General features: G+C 41.4%; 15 protein-coding genes. 6 read left to right on the top strand and 9 right to left on the bottom strand.

The features are described from left to right. Nucleotides 1-8 precede the first annotated feature (8 nt). Nucleotides 9-2657, bottom strand: coding sequence for a putative LPS assembly protein LptD (locus tag PHEP_RS09310; RefSeq protein WP_015807692.1), 2649 nt, complete (start codon nt 2655-2657; stop codon nt 9-11). A gap of 89 nt (nt 2658-2746) precedes the next feature. Here PHEP_RS09310 and PHEP_RS09305 point away from each other — a divergent pair, with 89 nt between their 5' ends. The 3 genes from PHEP_RS09305 (at nt 2747) to PHEP_RS09295 (ending at nt 5515) form a co-directional block, all read left to right on the top strand. Next, a complete protein-coding gene (locus PHEP_RS09305; protein ID WP_238326457.1) occupies nt 2747-3625 on the top strand; it encodes an N-acetylmuramoyl-L-alanine amidase family protein in 879 nt (292 codons plus the stop codon). Nucleotides 3626-3654: 29 nt separating this feature from the next. Next, nucleotides 3655-4500, top strand: coding sequence for an N-acetylmuramoyl-L-alanine amidase family protein (locus PHEP_RS09300; RefSeq protein WP_015807690.1), 846 nt, complete (start codon nt 3655-3657; stop codon nt 4498-4500). A gap of 64 nt (nt 4501-4564) precedes the next feature. Next, a complete protein-coding gene (locus PHEP_RS09295; RefSeq protein ID WP_015807689.1) occupies nt 4565-5515 on the top strand; it encodes an MlaD family protein in 951 nt (316 codons plus the stop codon). Here the strand turns inward: PHEP_RS09295 and PHEP_RS09290 are convergent. From PHEP_RS09290 to PHEP_RS09275, 4 genes are all read right to left on the bottom strand, one after another. Next, nucleotides 5512-6423, bottom strand: a complete 912-nt coding sequence (locus PHEP_RS09290; RefSeq protein ID WP_015807688.1) for a ribonuclease Z — start codon at nt 6421-6423, stop codon at nt 5512-5514. The genes PHEP_RS09295 and PHEP_RS09290 overlap by 4 nt on opposite strands. Beyond that, nucleotides 6423-6809 carry an STAS domain-containing protein gene (locus PHEP_RS09285; protein WP_015807687.1) on the bottom strand — a complete coding sequence of 129 codons (387 nt, stop codon included), beginning with the start codon at nt 6807-6809 and terminating at the stop codon, nt 6423-6425. Before PHEP_RS09285 ends, PHEP_RS09290 begins: the two co-directional genes overlap by 1 nt. Nucleotides 6810-6888: 79 nt before the next feature. Further along, complete coding sequence (locus tag PHEP_RS09280) at nt 6889-7839, bottom strand: phosphoribosylaminoimidazolesuccinocarboxamide synthase (protein ID WP_015807686.1); 951 nt, start codon at nt 7837-7839, stop codon at nt 6889-6891. Between the two features lie 5 nt (nt 7840-7844). Then, entirely contained in the window at nt 7845-8813 is a 969-nt protein-coding gene (locus tag PHEP_RS09275; protein WP_015807685.1) for a PhoH family protein, read from the bottom strand. A gap of 102 nt (nt 8814-8915) precedes the next feature. Here PHEP_RS09275 and PHEP_RS09270 point away from each other — a divergent pair, with 102 nt between their 5' ends. Genes PHEP_RS09270 through PHEP_RS22210 form a run of 3 tightly spaced genes read left to right on the top strand, consistent with a single transcriptional unit; the run spans nt 8916 to nt 10385 of the window. Beyond that, nucleotides 8916-9695: an SAM hydrolase/SAM-dependent halogenase family protein gene (locus PHEP_RS09270; RefSeq protein WP_015807684.1), complete on the top strand. Its 780-nt coding sequence runs from the start codon at nt 8916-8918 to the stop codon at nt 9693-9695. Between the two features lie 40 nt (nt 9696-9735). Continuing rightward, the gene (locus tag PHEP_RS09265; protein WP_015807683.1) at nt 9736-10245 is read left to right on the top strand and encodes a hypothetical protein; all 510 of its coding nucleotides are present in this window, start codon (nt 9736-9738) and stop codon (nt 10243-10245) included. Beyond that, complete coding sequence (locus PHEP_RS22210; RefSeq protein ID WP_015807682.1) at nt 10242-10385, top strand: hypothetical protein; 144 nt, start codon at nt 10242-10244, stop codon at nt 10383-10385. Before PHEP_RS09265 ends, PHEP_RS22210 begins: the two co-directional genes overlap by 4 nt. Here the strand turns inward: PHEP_RS22210 and PHEP_RS09260 are convergent. From PHEP_RS09260 to PHEP_RS09245, 4 genes are all read right to left on the bottom strand, one after another. Continuing rightward, complete coding sequence (locus PHEP_RS09260; protein WP_015807681.1) at nt 10382-11626, bottom strand: DUF1015 domain-containing protein; 1245 nt, start codon at nt 11624-11626, stop codon at nt 10382-10384. The genes PHEP_RS22210 and PHEP_RS09260 overlap by 4 nt on opposite strands. 66 nt (nt 11627-11692) lie before the next feature. Continuing rightward, nucleotides 11693-12643 carry a D-2-hydroxyacid dehydrogenase gene (locus PHEP_RS09255; protein WP_015807680.1) on the bottom strand — a complete coding sequence of 317 codons (951 nt, stop codon included), beginning with the start codon at nt 12641-12643 and terminating at the stop codon, nt 11693-11695. Nucleotides 12644-12654: 11 nt separating this feature from the next. Further along, nucleotides 12655-13719 carry a 3-phosphoserine/phosphohydroxythreonine transaminase gene (gene serC, locus PHEP_RS09250; protein WP_015807679.1) on the bottom strand — a complete coding sequence of 355 codons (1065 nt, stop codon included), beginning with the start codon at nt 13717-13719 and terminating at the stop codon, nt 12655-12657. Between the two features lie 50 nt (nt 13720-13769). Next, nucleotides 13770-16148, bottom strand: a complete 2379-nt coding sequence (locus tag PHEP_RS09245; RefSeq protein WP_015807678.1) for a TonB-dependent receptor — start codon at nt 16146-16148, stop codon at nt 13770-13772. Nucleotides 16149-16169: the final 21 nt, after the last annotated feature.

Raw genomic sequence — 16169 nt, 5'->3', positions numbered from 1 at the left:
ATGTTTTTTTAAAATTTGGTATAATATCCTTTTCTTTTGCTCAGCTTCAGGTCCTGAAGAATAGAGGCCTTCACTTTAATGTCAACTGAATAGCTCTGGTAAAAACCAAATGGCACCCAGCTAAAGCTCATGTCCCAGCAATGTAAATCCCGGTATATCGAAAAATTGGTCTGGGAAATGGTATTGCGCTGAAAGTCCCATCCGGAACTGAATGTAACCTTCCATTTGGGGGTAATATTGGCATCACCATTAAAGTTTAAAGTATTGGTAACTGTACCATTCTGGCTTACCTCATTGGTACTGTAATTGAAAGTATAAGAGAAGGCAAAATTCCATGGGATGTTAAAATCAACAAAGGCATTCGGATCGCGGCTCACCTTAGCCAGGGCCTCTGCCTGTTCTGGAGTGATGGCACCACTATTGGCCTGCTCCTTTATTTTATCGTTCGCATCATTTTTCTTTTTTAAAGCTTCCGGGTTCAGGCTGTAGTTAAAAGAGAAACCAAAATTGGTAAGGCGGGGCAGTTTGCCCTCCGTCCAGGTATATTTATCTTTTAGATAACGCACAGTATTATTTGTCAGTTTATCTGTGGAATCCGCATACAAATACGGATTTAAAGTACCATAGTAATTTATCCCCAGTTTATCTGTAAACTGTGAACGGCCGCTAAAGCTTAAAGTTGATAATTTAAAGCTTTCGGCAAGCAGGTTATAGGATCCGCTGATCCCTAATCCCTGAATGATGGGGATTTTCTTTTCTCCGGTGCCTGTCGTGTCTTTTGGTGATAAAAATTTTGCTTCTACTGTATTGTCAACCGAGAAACCAATAGAAGCATTTTTTCCCATTCCGGGCCCGCCATAATAAGAAGATTCATGAATGGAATACAGCAGCGGTACCAGGTTGCCCTTTGCGTCACGCGTCATCACTTTGGTCCTATCATCATAAAGGGCCTCCTTATAATTCCCCAGCTTAAGGGCGGAAAAATCAGGGGTATAACTAAAATTCACACTTGGGGTCATCACATGTCTGATGGCCTTAAATTTTCCGAAATTTTTAAACTGGGCAGTAGAATAGATTTTGGTCGACATTCCCCCGCTGAGGGAATACTGGCCAGAACGGTTAAAGCCAGGAATGGTATCTATAAAAATAGCATCTGCTTTGTTGGGTACTTTAAAATAAGTTTTTCTGATCGATTGAAAATGCCATTTTTCCGTATAGGTAGTACCCACATTAAAATTAAAATACCTCAGTAAATTAAAGGCCATGTTAACAGGAATGGTATGCTGGAAGCCACTTCTGAACTTCTTGAGCGATTCTTTTTTAAACAATAAAGAATCAGGTGAAGTGATCTGGTTGGTGGCCTGCATATTATAACCTACTGTTATTTTCTGGTACCATTTCTGCTCGCCTACCCTGTCCTTAGAATCAAAAGGGTTAAATGTGGGCACAGACAGCGTGACATCGGGAAGCACCAGACTTACACTCTTTGTGGCAGTTTCCTGCGAATGGCGCAGGGCGCCTGTAAAGTTTATGCCCTGACCAAAGGTACGGCCATAAGAGATACTTGATCCCAGTGTATTTCTTGCGATCCGGTTTGGATCGTACGTTCCTCCGGCAGCTGTCTCCCGGTCAAAGGTACTTGTACCCGCATCAACACTTGCAGAAAATGTTGTTCCCGGCTTGGCATTGGCATTTTGTGAATGGTTCCATCGTATGCTAAAATCTTTACTGGTACTAAAGTCCTGCGTTCCCCTGGTCCCGTTCTTGGTAAAAGCATAGCTCAGGTCTACATTACCATTAAACTTATATCTTTGGGTATAAGTAGAGGCAAGCCGGGCATTATAAGAACCATAGCTATATATACTTCCGGTTATCCTGGCGTCCCAGTAATCGCTGAGGCCCAGGTAATAGCCCCCATCCTGTAAAAAGAAGCCCCTGGTATAATCTTCTCCGGGTGTGGGCAGGATAATCCCCGAGCTTCTTTTGTTCGGCTTGGGGAAAAATGCAAAAGGCAGGGCTATAGGCAAGGGTATATCTTCTATCTGTAAATACACCGGCCCTGTAATGATCTGGTTTTCTGTTACAATCCCCTTGGTAATGTGCAGACCATAATGCGGATGGGGCAAATTACAGGTACTATAGGTCTGTCCTTTACTGTGAATTTCATCATCGGGTTGTTTTTTAGCTTTACCACCAGAGAAAAAACCACCCTCCTGTTCTGTAAAAACTCCATATATATTCCCCTCTTTCGTAATTGTATTGAACCTGAGCGAATCGGCCAGTGAAGTTCCCTGTCCTTCCATTTTAAAGATGGGCCGGCCTATATATTTTCCTTTTGTATCTTTGGTTCCCCGGGCATAAATCAGGTGGGTTTTGTTGTCATAAGTAATGTAGTCGGCATCCAGTTCCAGTCCCTGGTAAATTACCCTGGCCTTACCGTACAGATAAACTATACTGCTATCTTTGCTGAAAGCGATAGAATCTTTAGCAGCATATTGAATTTTTTCTGATGCAGTGGTATCTTTAGGATCACTTTTAACTATACCCTTTTTCAGGGTATCCTTCTTTGCGGTATCAATTTGCTGTACAACCTGAAACGAAGAAAAAGAAGTAAATGCAAATGCATGGTTACCAACAGATGTTAGTAAAACAAGCATTTTAAAAAAAATGATATAGCGTAAAAGTTTCAAATTCGTGTGTGAATGTTATTTTTGCATTAATGTTTAATCCAAAACGTTCAAAATTAATGAAAAATATACCATTGCTCAGACCAAATGCAATTTTGATCGTATTTATTTCTTTTATTTTTACTATCGCATCTAATTACCAGGCATTTACGCAAGAGTATAAAATAAAAACCATCGTAATTGACGCCGGTCATGGTGGGCGGGACGGCTCTACCAGAGGCCTGTATTCAACAGAGAAGGATGTAGCTTTAAAAACTGCCTTACACCTCGGTGCAGCAATAGAAGCCAATATGAAGGACGTAAAGGTAATTTATACCAGAAGTACAGATGTATTTATCCCATTATACGAGCGTATAGCAATTGCCAATAATGCAAAAGCTGATTTATTTATTTCTATCCATTGTAACGATATGCCCGTACACCGGTCTACCATTGTAACGGGATATAAAAAGAACAGTCGTGGTAAAAGAGTGGCCATTACTGAAACCGTATACCGTAAAAGTACTTCTACCAGAGGAGTGGAAACCTTTGTATCCGGGATGGGGAGAATGAACGAACAGGACGAGGTGATCAAAAGGGAAAATGCGGCGATCTTTCTGGAAGACAATTACAAAGAAAACTATGAAGGTTTTGACCCGAACAATCCTGAAAACTACATCATCCTGTCCTTAATGAAAAACACCTTCAGGACCCAAAGCCTTAAACTGGCCAAACTGGTGCAGGACCAGTACATCAGGGTTGGCCGTATTGATCGCGGCGTGCAGGAAAAAAGCCTTGCTGTACTTGCCCGTGCAGGCATGCCTGCAATTTTAACGGAAATTGGTTTCATCAGCAATCCCGATGAAGAGAACTATATGAACTCTGAAGCAGGGCAAAATGAAATTACGGAATGCTTATTGAAGGCTATTGAAAATTACAGAAAAGGAATTGAGGGATAATACACTAAAATAAAAAGAATAAAAAATAGATGAGATTGAAGATATATGTATTCCTGGCTGCCATTTCACTAATTATAAGTTCGCAAGCTACTTTTGCTCAGGGATATAAAGTTAAGACCATTGTGATAGACGCGGGTCATGGCGGGCCAAAATCGGGTGCAGCAGGGAGTTATTCACTGGAAAAGAATGTTGCCCTCAAAGTGGCCTTAAAACTGGGCAAAAAGTTTGAAGAAGAAATGCCGGAAGTTAAAATCCTGTACACAAGAAAAACCGATGTGGACGTTGAATTTCACAAAAGAGCCGCCCTGGCCAACGACAATAAAGCCGATATATTCATTTCCATACACTGTAATTCTATGCCCGACAGAAGGGTTGTAACAGGTTATACCACTACAAAAGGCGGCAAAAAAATAGCCAGATATGGTTATGTAAAAAATACCTCAACCAGTGGGACGGAAACGTTTGTAGCCGGATCGCACCGGCTGGACGAGCAGGATGTGGCCATAAGAGAAAATGCGGATATCAAACTGGAAAAAAACTATAAACAGAATTACGATGGTTATGATCCGAATGACCCTGAAACATTTATTATACTATCTTTGTTCAAAAATACATTCAGGGACAAAAGCCTGAAGTTGGCAAGGTTAATCCAGAACAATTACACAAACGATGACAAAAGGGTTAACAGAGGTGTAAAAGAACAGGGCATTTTAATTTTACAAAGATGCGGAATGCCTGCAGTTTTAACGGAAATAGGGTTCATTTCTAATCCAAGAGAAGAAGATTATATGAATTCGGCCAGTGGGCAGGATGAAATTGTAAACTCCATCTTTAAAGCGGTAAAGACATATAAAAGAGAAACTGAAATCAATTAAGACCGCCGAAGGTAGCTGAAGGCAATGATAAAATAAATATTACTGAAAAAACAAAACATACCTGATGAAGATAGCAAACGAAACTAAAGTAGGCATCCTGGCGGCCTTTTCAATTACCTTATTAATTATTGGTTATAACTTTTTAAAGGGTAATGCCATTTTTTCGAATGAGACCGTGCTGTACGCCAGATACCCTAGGGTTGATGGACTGGGCGTGTCCAAACCAGTTCTGATCAATGGTTTTCAGATTGGCCGCGTAGATAAGCTACAATTACAATCAGATGGGAGTATCCTGGCCACTTTAAAGATCAAGGGAAAATATGAAATCCCAAAAAACAGTATAGCTAAACTGGAAGGTACCGACCTGCTGGGCAGTAAAGCTATTGTAATGGAACTGGGCACGGGTCAGGATTTTGCGCAGGATGGGGATACCCTTAATGCAAATGTGGCTAAGGGTCTGCTTGAAACCGTACAGCCGGTTCAGAAAAAAGCTGAACTGATCATCACTAAAATGGATTCGATCCTGACAAGCGTAAACTCTATCCTAAACCCTAACTTTCAAAAGAATGTTGATAAAAGTTTTAACAGCATAGCTTCTACGCTTTCTTCATTGGAAGCTACATCTAAAAAGGTAGATAATCTGGTGGGCTCTGAAGGGTCCAGGGTATCTGCAATCCTGGCCAATGTAGAGGCCATTTCAAGTAACCTGAAAAAGAACAATGAAAAGATAAACGGCATATTGAATAACATTGGCAATATCACAGATCAGGTGGCTGCAGCTAATTTTAAACAGACCATAGAGAATGCCAATAAGGCCATGGCCGATCTGCAGACCATTGTTAATAAGGTGAACAACGGACAAGGAACCCTGGGTATGCTGGTGAATGATACAAAAATGTATGAAAACCTGAACAATGCCTCTAAAAACCTGGATAACCTGATGATAGACCTGAAACAAAATCCTAAACGTTACGTTCACTTCTCCGTATTCGGAGGTGGTAAAAAGGATAACTAAATCGTATAGGTATTTCCTTCAATCGCCAGTTCAGTATTTTCAAATACGGATCTGGCTTCCTCCAGCAGTGGCTGTAAAGTCTTGTACCTGGAAGAAAAATGTCCGATAAGCAATTTAGCTGCTCCGGTCATTTTCGCAATCTCAGCGGCCTGTAATGCGGTGGTATGGTGTGTCTGGTTTGCCCTGTCTACCATTTCGTGTAAAAAAGTGGCTTCATGGTACAGGGTATCACAACCCTGTATACTTTCAAAATAAGTTTCGTCGAACAGCGTATCAGAACAATAGCAATATTGCTTAGGGCGGTCAGAATCTGTTGTATAATCTGCATTCAATAAAACCCTGCCATCAGGCAGATCAAGGTCAGCCCCTCTTTTCAGCAAGGGATAACAATCAACAGGAATTTCTTCAGCTTCCAGCTTTTCAACAATCAATTTTCTCAGCCTTTTCTTTTGTACAAATTTAAAGCCTGTACAGGGAATCCTGTGGTTTAGAATAATGGTTTCTACCTTTAGGTCCGCATTTTCAAAAATCTCTGCCGGCGCATCTGTCTGTGTGGCCACGAACTCAACCGGATACCTGATCACCGTTTCCGAATGTTTAAACTGCAGCTCGAGTATTTCAGCCAGAGCTGCCGGAGCAAATATTTTGATGGGCTTAATCCGTCCGTTTAAATGCAAGCTGGAAAGCAATCCAATCAATCCAAAATAATGATCGCCATGCAAATGGCTGATGAAAACAAAATCTATCTTATTGGCTTTAAATCCAAATCTGATCAGTTGTTGCTGAGTTCCTTCCCCGCAATCGATCAGATAGAACTTTTCGTTGCAATTTAAAAGCTGGGCTGTCGGATTTCTATTGTATACAGGTGTTGCAGAACTACTGCCTAAAATAGTGACCTCAAACTTCATTAATCTTTATCTACGCTCCCCAACAGTTCTTTTTCTATTTCTTCCATAAAGATCAGGTCTGTAGCCTCATCAATTTTAGAAACAATGGTAAGTGACTGGTCAAGGCTCGACATTTCCAATATCTTAGCTACAACCTCATTGATACCGGTTACAATAAACAATCCGTTGGCTTTTTTACACAATCTATCACCAAAAAGTAAACTGCTCAGGTCCTGAGAATCATCACACTGCTTTACCGATGAAAGGTCTAATACAATATTACAATAACCTTCTGTGTTCAATAAAATGAACTCAGATTTCAACTTTGGTGTATTGTCGTTTGTAAGCTTTGATTCATTAAGCTTTAAAACCACATACTTTTCATGCTTATCTACTGAAAATTTCATGATATTGATTGTCTATTTAGTCCGATATGAATATTTAGTCTGATACGAAAGTAATTAATTTTATTTGTATGTACAGGGTTTAAAATTTAATTGTACTTAAAAAGCCGTTTACATTTTTTTCAATACGCGCTACCACATCTGCCTGTTCATTTTTCACAAAACGGTCTCCCGTAATCTGTTCATAAAGTTCAATATAGCGATCGGCTATCGAATTCACGATCTCAGGGGTCATTACCGGAATACTTTGTCCCTCTTTACCCTGAAAACCATTTTCGATCAGCCACTTACGCACAAATTCTTTCGACAATTGCTTCTGCGGCTCATTCTGTTCCTGCCTTTCCGAATAACCTTCGGCATAAAAATAACGTGAAGAATCCGGCGTGTGGATCTCATCAATTAAATAAATCTCCTCACCCACTTTGCCAAATTCGTATTTTGTATCCACCAGGATCAGTCCGCGTTCAGCGGCCATCTGTGTACCACGCTCGTATAAGGCATACGTGTAATTTTCAAGTTGCGAATAATCTGCTAGCGAAACAATACCTTTAGCCAGTATATCTTCCCTTGATATATCTTCATCATGGCCCACCGATGCCTTGGTTGTTGGTGTAATGATCGGCCCGGGTAGTTTATCGTTTTCTTTTAACCCTTCCGGTAAAGCCACACCACAAACGCTGCGTTTACCGGCACTATACTCTCTCCAGGCATGTCCGGCAAGGTATCCCCTTACTACCATCTCTACTTTAAATGGCTCACAGATGCGTCCAATAGTTACCATTTCATCCGGTACCGCAATTACCCAGTTGGGCACAATATCCTTTGTTGCATTTAAAAACTTAGCTGCAATCTGGTTCAATACCTGTCCTTTAAAAGGAATTGCTTCCGGTAAAACCACATCAAATGCAGATATCCTGTCAGTAACCACCATTGCCATAAAGCGGTTATCTATGGTATATACATCGCGTACTTTACCTTTATAAAAACTGGTCTGCTTCGGAAAGCTAAAATTTGTTTCTTTAATTGCTGTCATTCTTATTACTGTATATCGCCGTATGCTTTTAATATTCTTTTTACCAGTTTATGCCTTACCACATCATCGCCATTGAGGTAAATAATCTCTATACCAGGTATATCGTCGAGTATGCGCAGGGCATTGTGTAAACCGGACATCTGTTTTTTGGGCAGATCAATCTGTGTGACATCTCCCGTTACAATAAATTTTGCCGATGGCCCCATACGGGTCAAAAACATTTTTAACTGCAGGTCGGTCGAGTTTTGTGCCTCATCCAGTATCACAAAACAATTGTCAAGCGTCCTTCCACGCATAAAGGCCAAAGGTGCAATTTCAATCGTCCGGTTCTCTATATAGGTTTTCAGCTTCTCCGCCGGTATCATATCGTCCAAAGCATCATACAAAGGGCGCAGGTAAGGATCTACTTTTTCTTTTAAATCTCCGGGCAAAAAACCCAGGTTCTCTCCCGCCTCTACAGCCGGCCTGGTTAATATAATGCGTTTGATTTCCTTATTTTTCAAAGCCCTTACTGCCAAAGCCACCGCTGTATAGGTCTTTCCGGTTCCGGCAGGGCCGATAGCGAACAGCACATCGTTTTTTCCGATACTGTCTACCATTTTCCTCTGGTTCGCAGTTCTGGCCTTAACCATCAATCCGTTTGTACCAAATACGATCACTTCGCCTCCCCCACCTGTGTTTGCCGGTTTCTCGGTCCCATTATCAGCTGCAACCTGCGCCTTCTTTGAAACTAAAATCGATTCCACATCATTTGGTGTCAAAGAACTGTATTGCTCCAGGTGACCAAGCAACTGGTTATATTTCTGTTCAAAGCCCTTAAGTTCCTGATCATCACCAAGTACCTTAACCTCATTCCCTCTTGCTACAACTTTAAGTTTAGGAAAAGCATTTTTAATCAGCTCGTAGTGCTCATTATTTGTGCCCCAAAACTGTACCGGATCTACCGATTCTAGTGTTAATTTTAGTTCGTTCAAAATATTGTTTTTTAGATAGGAGTGTATATTTTGATATAAAAATTGAATATTTGTACGCGATTTGCCGCTTACGCAAGATTAAGAATAAATATTCAATTTTTAATGGCCATTATTACATTAACAACAGATTTAGGATCAAAAGATTTCTACCAGGCTGCCCTTAAGGGTAGTATCCTGACTATCTTGCCTACAGCTACAATTGTTGATGTAACCCATGAGGTGCCATCCTTTAATATCTCGCACGCTGCTTTTGTATTAAAAAACTGTTACCTATACTTTCCTAAAGGAACAGTCCACCTCATTGGCATCGATTCTGTATTCAGTGAGCACACCAAATACATTGCATTAAAACACAAAGATCATTTTTTTGTAGGTGCCGACAATGGGATCTTCTCTTTATTATTTGATGAAAAACCAGATGAAATTGTAGAGCTCAATATTATGCAGGACCTGAAGTACCTCCATTTTCCACTGGTAGATATTTTTGTAAAGGCAGCTACACAGCTGGCCAGGGGTGCCAAATTAAAAGACATAGGTGTACCTACCGAGAACATTGAGGAACGGATGCTGCTTAACCCTGTTATCGAACGGGACATCATCAGGGGAAGTGTAATTTATATTGATACCTTTAGCAATGTGATCACCAATATCACCAAAGAACTGTTTACCAAGATTCAGCGCAACAGGGATTTCACTTTGTATTTTCGCAAAAGCGAAACCATCAGTCAGCTGAGCTGGCATTACAATGAAGTGCCCGAAGGCGAAAAATTATGTTTGTTCGGTATCAGTAACCATCTTGAGATCGCCATCAACAAAGGAAAGGCCAGTGGCCTGCTGGGCCTGCACCTGAACGATATTGTCAGGGTCGAATTTCATCCTTAAGGCATGGAGTTTGCTGGATAAGCTGCAAAACCATAAAACAATGCGCAATATCCTGTTTTTTTTTCTGCTCTTTTTTATATCTCTTAAAGTATCGGCAGCTCAAAGTGACACCAGTGCCTATCAGACCCAGCGCCTGAAGATCAATGCATTGCTGGCCGAAAGAAGTGCCAGGTTCGGACAGTATGATGAAAGTTTAAATGCCCGCACTGGAATATTCGGGTTTCAGACAAAAAAAGACATCAGGAATTCCAATGAGATACTCAGACAGCTGGTGTTGAATGATAATAATATTTTTAAGGAACTCAAAATTTTAATGGATTATAAAGACCTGGAGGTACAACAGGTAAAAACCAGTGCCGGTGAAAGCGACGAGAGGATACAGAATTACAAGCTGTCCATCAAACAACTTCAGGATCAAAACCAGTTACTTAAAGCCGAAGCCGGAACAGCAATAAAAGATAAACATTTTGCCTACACCTTGAGCTTATTGTTACTGCTGGTTACCGGAGGAATGGCATGGTACGTTCTTAAAAAAATAAAACGGATATGAAAAAACAATTGTTTAAAATATTGGTAAAGCTCAATAAAGTATTGCTGCCCAGCCTTTACAAAAAAGACCCGATGAAGCTGTCCACTGTTCAGAAAGCCATTTTAGGCTATAAGTACTGGACTCTAACCAATTCGCTTTAATTGAAATAGCTCGTCAGTAACCCCACCAGAAATTTGGGTTCTACCCAGGTCGACTTAGGGGGCATCACCCCTGCTGCATCTGCTACAGCAATCACTTGTTCAACAGAAGGGGGATACAAGGTAAAAGCTATAGCAAACAAGCCGTTATCTACACGGGTCTGCAGCGTAAAGACCGGCGTTCTACCTCCTTCAAAAGTAATCCGGGCATCAGTTCTGGGATCCTGTATGTTTAGTATAGGTCCAAGAATAAAATTCTGCAAAATGCTCACATCCAATACGGCAACAGGATCATATTTATCGTACAAACCCGTTTTTGGATGTAGTGTATACCATTGTCCGTTAAAATACATACCTATTTGGTGCAATGCCCCCGGTTTCACCGCAACTGCAGATTTTTCCATTAAAAATGACTGGGCAACAGTCTTTAGAAAGTGTTCGGCTTTCAGCCCTCCCATATCCCTGATCAGCCGGTTAAATTCAAGTACTTTTACCTCCTGGGTGTTCATGTATACCGTACTGAAATAATTGTAAAGTTCAGTTCCCTCGTGTTTTGTACCGTTCAGGATTTTTTTTTGCATACCCATCTTTGCCATAGAAGCAGCCCTATGATGGCCATCTGCAATGTAAACTGCAGGCATTTGTGCAAATGAGTGTACAATGGTTGTTAAATCGGCTATATCAGTAATGGCCCACACCCGGTGTACCGTACCATCTTCAAAAACAAAATCCAGGTCAGGATTTTGTAACAGGTATTTTTCCGTCAGCCGGTCTACCAATGCATCTGGCTGGTAAGTAATCAGTACCGGGTTAGCATCCAGCCCTGTTTGCTGCAGATAATCGGCCAAAAGCTTCTCCCTGCGTTCTACGGTAGACTCATGTTTCTTGATCCTGCCTTCCAGATAATCGCTGATGTGTGTAAGGGTCCAGATCCCTGTTTGCACCAGCTCATCGTGGCGTACCTGGTAAATGTAAATGGCGGGTTGTGGTTGTTTAACCAAATAGCGGTGTTCTATAAAACTTTCCAGGTTTTCACTGATCTTTTTAAACACCAGTTCCTGTCTGGTACCCCTCAGATAAGGATTGTCCAGTTCCGGATCAATTAAATGCAGAAAACTGCATGGATTTTCCGAAGCAATCAGCTTTGCCTCACCCGTACTGTAATTTTCAAGCGGCCGCGTGACCACTTGCTGTTGCAAATGAGCAGCGGGTTTAAGCGCACAAAATGGCTTAATTTCAGGCATATATTTGGTTTAAAAACAAAAAAGGGTACCTAATTTTAAAATCAGGTACCCTTTTTCAAAATTTTACTACTTCTTAAAGTGCTCAATAATCAGGGAAGCCAGTTCCGTACCAATACGTTCCTGGGCTTCATTGGTAGCAGCACCAATATGAGGCGTTAAAGATATTTTTGGATGCTGTAAAATAGCAGTGTCCGGCGTAGGCTCATTATCGAATACATCCAGGCCTGCAAAAGCAAGCTTACCGCTGTCAAGGGCCGCAATTAAAGCCGTCTCATCAATGGTACCACCACGTGAACAGTTTACCACGCCCACACCGTTTTTCATTTTAGCAAACTCTGCTGTACCTAAAATAGGTTTATCCGCAAAAGGTGTATGTAAACTGATGAAATCACTCTTCGCAATCACTTCATCCAGTGAAACGGTCTTGAAAGGAATTTCTACCGAAACGCCGCCCTGGAAAGTTAAAGGCAGTGTACCCTCTGCAGGGTAAAGATCATAAGCCAAAACGTTCATGCCCAGTCGGAGTGCCACTTTAGCAGTTTCACGACCAATACGCCCAAACCCAATGATACCCATAGTTTTGCCTTGTAACTCTACACCACCAGCATAGGCTTTTTTCAAGGCATTAAATTTGGTATTGCCTTCAACCGGCATTTTTCTATTGGAATCCTGTAGAAAACGGATACCGGTAAACAGGTGTGCAAAAACAAGCTCAGCTACCGACAAGGATGAAGCGGCAGGTGTATTTACTACTGCTATGCCTTTACTGCGGGCATAATCCACGTCAATATTATCCATTCCAACACCACCACGGCCAATCAGCTTTAGGTTTGGCACCTGATCTATCAGGTCCTTACGTAACTTGGTTGCACTTCTAACCGTAATACCATCGTAATTTTTTAAAGCTTCAACCAATTGGTCTTGCGGTACAGTATCTGTATCCACCACAAAACCCGCTTCTTCTAATAATTTTTTACCAACAGGATCTATCCCGTCGTTTGCAAGTATCTTAATCATTAATATATATGTTATTGGTGTTTCTCTGCAAAAATCTGCATTAATTCTATTAAAGCATGTACGCTAGTAATTGGCAATGCATTGTACATTGAAGCCCTGAAACCACCTACACTTCTATGGCCTTTAATCCCTTCAACACCATTTTCTTCAGCAAATTTCAGGAATGGCTTTTCAAGCTCAGGGTTTTCCATTACAAAGCAAATATTCATTCTTGAACGATCCTCCACTGCACAGGTACCTTTAAATAAAGGATTTCTGTCAATTTCAGCATACAAAGCCTTTGCTTTAGCGATGTTTTCTTTCTCAATCTCGGCAACTCCACCCTTAGATTTTAACCATCTCAGGTTCAGCATGGCCACATAGATAGAAAATACCGGGGGGGTATTGTACATAGAACCACCATCAATATGAACTTTATAATCCAGCATAGAAGGAATACTTCTACCCGATTTACCTAAAATCTCATCTTTAACAATGGCAATGGTCAAACCAGCCGGGCCAATGTTTTTCTGTGCACCCGCATAGATCAGGTCAAACTTAGAAACATCAATTACCCTGCTCATAATGTCGGACGACATGTCACAAACTAAAGGCACACTGGTTTCCGGGAAACTGAACAGTTCAGTTCCGTAGATCGTATTGTTTGAAGTGCAGTGAAAATAAGCACTGTCTTCAGGAATGGTATAATCTTTAGGAACAAAAGTAAAGTTATCCGCTTTAGAAGAGGCTACAATATTAGCTGTTCCAAAAGTTTTCACTTCTTTAATTGCCTTGTTGGCCCAAACACCGGTTTCCAGGTAAGCTGCAGTACCGCCCTGAGGCAGTAGATTCATAGGAACCATCGCAAACTGTAAACTGGCACCACCTTGTAACAATACTACCGAGTATCCCGATGGCACGTTCATTAATTCCTTAACCAGTTTTACGGTTTCATCTACAACCGCTTCAAATTCAGGAGTACGGTGAGAGATTTCCAGAATGGATAAACCATCTTTAAAATCCAATACCGCCTGTGATGCTTGTTTAAATACTTCCTGAGGTAAAATACATGGGCCTGCGCCGAAATTGTGTCTCATCTTTTATACTATATTTATTGCGTGTAAATGTAACAGTTTTATGTCGTTTATCATTTCGATTTTTTAAACTTGATCACCAATTTCACATTAAGCCGCCTGCCGGTTAAGTAGTTAGGCACAGCATATTGTACGTTATCCAGATCTTTCAACCATAAATAAGAAACTGTATTATTGATATTCAACAAATTAAATACTTCAACGCTGGCTGTAAACGAACTAAAATATTTCTCTAAAAAACCTGATTTTTTTACATTAAAATCATCTAAAAAATCTTTAGAGAAACCAATATCCACCCGCTTATAGGCCGGGATGTGAAAATCGTCAGAATACCTCTGCAGCAGTGGCGAACCCACGGGCAGTTTAGCGCCATAAAGCAAAGTGAGGTGTACTTTGTAGGCCGGACTGTTCAACAGCCTGTCCTGAAAGTATGCAGAAAAGTTTACACGCTGATCCGCGGGTCGTTTCAGGTAACCCAGCCCATCGTTTTTCAGGTCCTGGGCCGACTTCATAAAAGAAATCCTGAAATACGACAGCAGGTCCTTTACAAACTCACCACCAATGTTAAAATCAGCTCCATAAGTATAGCCGGTTGCCACTTCTCCGGCCAGGTATTTCACCCGTACGTTGTCCATCATATAAGGTACCAGCCTGTCCAGATATTTAAAATAGAGCTCAGAACTGAACTTTAAGCGTGTACCCAGGGCATCAAATGCATAGTCCAGACCTGCCGAAGTATTGTACGAGCGCTGTGCCTTCTGATGTAAGTTCAGCATACCATTAAAGTCGCGTATACTCCTGTAGTCGGGCGCCTGCTGATAAACCCCTGCACTAAAACGAAAGATTTTTCTGTTGTTCACGGGACGGTAGGCCAGCAAAAGCCTTGGACTCAGTAAAAACTGTGTACTCAGACTATTATACCCCGCTCTTAGCCCCAGTTGCAGGTCCGTATTGGCCGACAAGCGGTAACTGTCCTGCATATAAGCCGTGTAGTACTGAATAGTCAGCTTGTTTTTAACAACTACACTATTGTTCTGGTAAAAATTATGTACCTGCTGATTGGCGATGTAACCAGCTGAATCAATCAGGCTGTACTCATTCAGGTCATCGTTGTAATCCTTGTTTTCGAACCTCAGGCCCCAGGAAAAAGTATGGTTCTTAAAGGTCTGGTCGGCCTTCAGTTCTGTACTAAAATTTTGTGAGGTAAGCTTGTTCATGGCATAATTGATGTAACCACCTATACTGCTTTCCTTTGAAGTGGACGGACCATCATCTTTGTCAAACAAATACCAGCCCGCTATGTCAATGTGCTCTTTTTCGTCTGTTTTGAAATAACTGCTGATCCATTTGATCACATAATCTGGCCTGGGGGTAAATTTTAAGGTTATTGCAGCACCGGCCGACTGGTAATTGTCCTTTTCTTCCCCCTCATAATCTACATTCAGACGTAATTTTGTATCGGCAGTACCAAATTCAGTTTCCCTGCTTTCCGGGATCAGTTTAAACCTGCCACTATTGTAATTGCCCAGCAAACTTAAACTGAACCTTGACGATAAATTATAATTATATAGCAATTGCACATCCGTAAAACTTGGTGTATAAACCCCCTTGTTGTCCTGGCTGTTCAATATTCCAGTATTGTTCTTGTACCGTATTCCGGTAAGCAGGTAGCTGTTCGGGCTTACAATTTTTGAACTAAATGCCAGGCCAAGCAAGCCAGCGCTTACTGCAGCCGAACTGCTGTCGGGCCTGTCATATTTTACATCCAGTACAGAGGACAGCTTATCGCCATATCTGGCTTCAAATCCCCCGGCCGAGAACTTTGCTGAACTCAGGAGATCAGTATTGATAAAGCTCAGGCCCTCCTGTTGTGCATTGCGAACCAGCACAGGCCTGCTGATCTCTACATCGTTAACATACACCAGGTTCTCGTCAAAACTACCACCGCGCACGCTATATTGCGCGCTCAGCTCATTATTGGGTGATACGCCTGGTAAAGTTTTTAAAACAGCTTCGAAATTTCCCGATACCGAAGGCATAGCAGCCGCATCCGTTAGATTAATGAGCGTACTGTTGCTCAGCTGGTTTTGTTTATTGGTAATGGTCACCTGTTCCAGTTCATTTGGATTTATACGCATTACAACATGTTGTGTAACCCTTCCGGCCTTGTCCTGTTTGATACTGACCAATATGGTGTTATATCCCAACAGCGTATATTTCAGGGTAAATATTTTACTTTTAGAATAGATGTTATAGGCTCCCTGTTCGTCAGTTATGGTAGACTGGCTTTGTCCTATTACAGTAACAGTTACCTGCTGTAAGGATTTACCCAACTCATCTGTAACCAGCCCCGATATTTTTATCAGGGGCTGTGCGACAGCTTTGCCAAAACCGAGCAAAACGACAAAGACAAGCAGGCAAGTTCTGAGCATTAAACCATCGTTTTAATTACA

The organism is Pedobacter heparinus DSM 2366 (assembly GCF_000023825.1).
Lineage (GTDB): Bacteria > Bacteroidota > Bacteroidia > Sphingobacteriales > Sphingobacteriaceae > Pedobacter > Pedobacter heparinus.
Note: the sequence above shows the minus strand (reverse complement) of the source record. Positions and strands in the feature narration are given on the sequence as shown.

Excerpts from the sequence above, each read along its gene's own strand:
- PHEP_RS09310 (WP_015807692.1), bottom strand. The coding sequence starts at position 2,657 with ATGCTTGTTTTACTAACATCTGTTGGTAACCATGCATTTGCATTTACT.
- PHEP_RS09305 (WP_238326457.1), top strand. The coding sequence starts at position 2,747 with ATGAAAAATATACCATTGCTCAGACCAAATGCAATTTTGATCGTATTT.
- PHEP_RS09300 (WP_015807690.1), top strand. The coding sequence starts at position 3,655 with ATGAGATTGAAGATATATGTATTCCTGGCTGCCATTTCACTAATTATA.
- PHEP_RS09295 (WP_015807689.1), top strand. The coding sequence starts at position 4,565 with ATGAAGATAGCAAACGAAACTAAAGTAGGCATCCTGGCGGCCTTTTCA.
- PHEP_RS09290 (WP_015807688.1), bottom strand. The coding sequence starts at position 6,423 with ATGAAGTTTGAGGTCACTATTTTAGGCAGTAGTTCTGCAACACCTGTA.
- PHEP_RS09285 (WP_015807687.1), bottom strand. The coding sequence starts at position 6,809 with ATGAAATTTTCAGTAGATAAGCATGAAAAGTATGTGGTTTTAAAGCTT.
- PHEP_RS09280 (WP_015807686.1), bottom strand. The coding sequence starts at position 7,839 with ATGACAGCAATTAAAGAAACAAATTTTAGCTTTCCGAAGCAGACCAGT.
- PHEP_RS09270 (WP_015807684.1), top strand. The coding sequence starts at position 8,916 with ATGGCCATTATTACATTAACAACAGATTTAGGATCAAAAGATTTCTAC.
- PHEP_RS09265 (WP_015807683.1), top strand. The coding sequence starts at position 9,736 with ATGCGCAATATCCTGTTTTTTTTTCTGCTCTTTTTTATATCTCTTAAA.
- PHEP_RS22210 (WP_015807682.1), top strand. The coding sequence starts at position 10,242 with ATGAAAAAACAATTGTTTAAAATATTGGTAAAGCTCAATAAAGTATTG.
- PHEP_RS09260 (WP_015807681.1), bottom strand. The coding sequence starts at position 11,626 with ATGCCTGAAATTAAGCCATTTTGTGCGCTTAAACCCGCTGCTCATTTG.
- PHEP_RS09255 (WP_015807680.1), bottom strand. The coding sequence starts at position 12,643 with ATGATTAAGATACTTGCAAACGACGGGATAGATCCTGTTGGTAAAAAA.
- serC (WP_015807679.1), bottom strand. The coding sequence starts at position 13,719 with ATGAGACACAATTTCGGCGCAGGCCCATGTATTTTACCTCAGGAAGTA.
- PHEP_RS09245 (WP_015807678.1), bottom strand. The coding sequence starts at position 16,148 with ATGCTCAGAACTTGCCTGCTTGTCTTTGTCGTTTTGCTCGGTTTTGGC.